Source organism: Pedobacter sp. 10L46_2, from assembly GCF_056395165.1.
This window is the reverse complement of record NZ_JBFTIZ010000374.1, coordinates 1-3,733: the sequence shown is the minus strand read 5'-3', so window position 1 is coordinate 3,733 and position 3,733 is coordinate 1. Positions and strand designations below refer to the sequence as shown.

3 protein-coding genes and 1 pseudogene are annotated in these 3,733 nt (G+C 37.4%); all 4 read left to right on the top strand.

Annotated features, from left to right (window positions below; translation table 11 throughout):
• The first annotated feature begins 7 nt into the window (after positions 1-7).
• Positions 8-1,516, top strand: coding sequence for a bifunctional GNAT family N-acetyltransferase/carbon-nitrogen hydrolase family protein (locus tag AC1DDX_RS25215; RefSeq protein ID WP_172662453.1), 1,509 nt, complete (start codon positions 8-10; stop codon positions 1,514-1,516).
• 28 nt (positions 1,517-1,544) lie between these two features.
• Positions 1,545-2,690, top strand: coding sequence for a glycoside hydrolase family 18 protein (locus AC1DDX_RS25210; protein ID WP_288883911.1), 1,146 nt, complete (start codon positions 1,545-1,547; stop codon positions 2,688-2,690).
• A gap of 24 nt (positions 2,691-2,714) precedes the next feature.
• Positions 2,715-3,287: an NADPH-dependent FMN reductase gene (locus tag AC1DDX_RS25205; protein ID WP_288883910.1), complete on the top strand. Its 573-nt coding sequence runs from the start codon at positions 2,715-2,717 to the stop codon at positions 3,285-3,287.
• Positions 3,288-3,379: 92 nt separating this feature from the next.
• Positions 3,380-3,733, top strand: a pseudogene (locus AC1DDX_RS25200) (AraC family transcriptional regulator); the annotation flags it as partial.

Sequence of the window (3,733 nt, the reverse complement as noted above, 5' to 3'; positions counted from 1 at the left end):
CGTACTCATGAATATTGAAATTAGAAAATTGACGCTCGAAGATTATAGTGACCTAAAGGAATCTATGGAGCAGGCATATGATACCCTGGGAGGACAAATCTGGAGCAAGCAAACTATCGCTAAACTATTAAAATTATTTCCTGAGGGCCAGTTGTGCATTGCTGTAGACGAGAAAGTAGTGGCCTGCTCATTATCTATTATAGTGGACTATGATGAGTATGGAGATAAACACACCTATCAAATGATAACCGGTAGGTATACATTTTCTACCCATGATCCCAATGGAGATACCTTATACGGAATAGAAATCTTTGTTTCGCCTGAATATCGCGGTCTGCGCTTAGGCCGCAGGCTTTATGAAGCCAGAAAGGAACTTTGTGAAAGCTTAAATTTAAAGAGCATCATTGCCGGCGGGCGCATCCCCGGCTATCATGAACATGCCGATACACTAAGCCCAAGACAGTATATCGATAAAGTAAAAGCTAAGGAATTATACGATTCAACACTTACCTTTCAATTATCTAATGATTTTCACGTAAGAAAGGTATTAAAAAACTACCTTCCGGGCGATCATGAATCTAAAGAATTTGCAACGCTGATTGAATGGAATAATATTTATTATCAGGGAGTTGATGCTTCGGCAAGATCTGCAAAAACCATTCGTATAGGATTGGTTCAATGGCAAATGCGTCTTTTCCCTACCATGGATGCTTTTTATGAGCAGGTAGAATTTTTTGTAGATGCTGTGAGCGGTTACAAATCCGATTTTATTATGTTCCCGGAATTTTTTAATACTCCGCTTTTACAGCCTTACAATCACTTGCCAGAAATGGAGGCGATGCGTAAACTTGCAGAACTTACCGAAGAGATTGTTATTAAAATTCAGGAATATGCGGTTTCATACAATGTAAATATCATTTCGGGCAGTATGCCAATATTAGAAGATAATAAGCTGTACAATGCCACCTATCTTTGCCACAGAAACGGAAAAACAGATGAATATAGAAAGATTCATATTACTCCAAATGAACGGAAATATTACGGTATGGTTGGGGGTGATAAAATTCAGGTATTTGATACCGACTGCGGGAAAGTAGGGATTCTGGTTTGTTATGATGTCGAATTCCCGGAGTTGAGCCGCATCTACGCCGATCAGGGAATGCAGATTCTATTTGTTCCATTTCTTACCGATACTCAAAATGGATACACCAGAGTAAGAAGATGTGCACAAGCCAGAGCCATAGAAAACGAATGCTATGTGGCTATTGCCGGCTGTGTAGGGAATTTGCCTAAAGTAAACAACATGGATATTCAGTTTGCGCAATCGGCAGTATTTACACCTTCTGACTTTGCTTTTCCTACCAATGCTGTTAAAGCTGAAGCGACACCCAATACAGAAATGATGTTGGTTGTAGATGTTGACCTACACCTGCTTGATGAAATTCATCATTTTGGTACCGTTAGGATACTTAAGGACAGGCGTAATGATCTTTATGAGGTTAAATTACTTAAATAGGATTATATTTATATTCCTATTTAAGTTTATGAAAAAGTATCTCAAGTTCTCTGTTTGTGGCTTAACCACCATTTTACTCCTGGTAACTAATGCATTTTCTCAATCAGATTCCGTAAAAAGTAAACCAGTAATAATTGGATACGTTGCCGGATTTAGAGGGTTAATAAATACCGATAAGATTGCTGCCCAAAAACTTACGCATATAAATTATGCCTTTGTAAATGTAAAAGGCAATAGTGCATTTTTAGGAAACCTGAAGACGGATACTGTAAATTTTAGAAAATTAAATCTGTTAAAACAAAAGAATCCTGATCTTAAGATATTTATTTCAATAGGTGGATGGGCATGGAGTGAGAACTTTTCGGATGCGGTATTAACCGATTCCTCCAGAGCTGAATTTGCACAGAGTTCAGTAGATATTATAAGAAAGTATAATCTGGATGGAGTAGACATCGACTGGGAGTATCCTGCCCGGCCAGGAGAAGAAGGTAATGTGTATAGACCCGAGGATAAGCAGAATTTCACATTAATGTTTCAGGCGATCCGTAAAGAATTAGATGTACTTCAGAAGGAGACAGGTCAAAAGAAGCTTCTTAGTACTGCTGTTGGTGGTTTTACTGATTTTTTGAATACCTCAGAGATGGGGAAAGCTCAACAATATCTGGATTACGTTAATCTGATGACCTACGACTTGTATACTGGCGGTGGTACGGCCAGTCATCATGCTAATTTATACGATTCAAAAAAGATAGCGTCTAATAGCTCTGCTGATAAAACGATAAAAGCTTTTATAGCTGCGGGCGTTCCTGCCAATAAATTAGTTATGGGAATAGCATTTTATGGCCGCAATTTTAAAATTGATGAAAGTGGTAAGAAAGGGCTTGGAGATAAAGTTGTTTCTGGTCAATTTGGAAAGGGTTATACACTTTTAAAAGATAGCCTTATTAATAAAAATGGTTACAAAAGATTTGTAGATAAGGGGGCAAAAGCGCCTTATCTTTTTAATGAAAAGAACAAGACTTTTATTACCTATGAAGATGAGCAATCCGTAAAGAATAAATGCAAGTATGTAAAAGAACATGGTCTGGCGGGAGTAATGTTTTGGGAGTATTCATCAGATCCCAAAGAGTATCTGCTTGACGAAATTAATAAGAGACTTGCTAATAGACTTTAGTGTACAAAATAGAAAAAACTTATTATGTCCCGTAAAATTAAAGTAATAGCCATTTCCGGAAGCACTAGAAAGACATCTTCTAATCTTAATCTGATAAAAGGAATTGCTCGGTTAACTTCTGATATTTTTGAAATAAACATTTTTGAAGGCCTATCTGATATTCCTCAATTTAATCCTGATCTCGATCTGGAGACACCACCAATACAAGTTGCCGATTTCAGGCAGCATCTTAAAGCTGCGGATGCAATATTGATCTGTACTCCAGAGTATGCTATGGGAGTGCCTGGTACTTTAAAAAATGCGATTGACTGGACGGTTTCGTCAATGGAATTTTCTAAAAAACCCGTCGCATTAATCACCGCGTCATTATCTGGAGAAAAAGCGCATGCTTCTTTATTGGGTACACTTTTAATTATAGAGTCAAAGATGACAGTAGATACACAGCTTTTAATTCCAGGTATTAAGAGTAAAATAGACGAGCAGGGTAATATAACCGATCAGTTAACCTTAGGTCTTGTAAATAAATTAATCCAATCATTAACAGATCTTGTACTTAAGGATGCAGATACAATTGAAGCGCCCTTTTTAGTAAATTAAATCGCAGACGGTATTTAATGACATGAAGACGACGGAGGAAATTGTAAGAAACCGCAACTTTATATCTGTTTGAATTTTATAATTTTTGTTGAATGGAACAAATTGAATCTCTACAAGAGTTTTATAGCCGGGTACCACAGGCAAATCCGTTAGGACTCTCACTTCACAATGCTGGCGCAGGGCATTTTAATGTGTTTGAGCGTAGATCATGCCTTAACAATGCCCCTTACATAAGACGTGATTTTTATAAAGTATCACTTATAATAGGTAAGGGCAAATTACATTATGCCGATAAATGGATTGAAATTGATAGGCCTGCATTACTTTTTTCAAATCCGGTAATTCCATATTCGTGGGAAGCAGCTTCAGATGATCAGGAAGGCTGGTTCTGTTTGTTTACAGAGGCGTTTATACACTCTAATGAAAAAATAGGAACCCTACAGGAT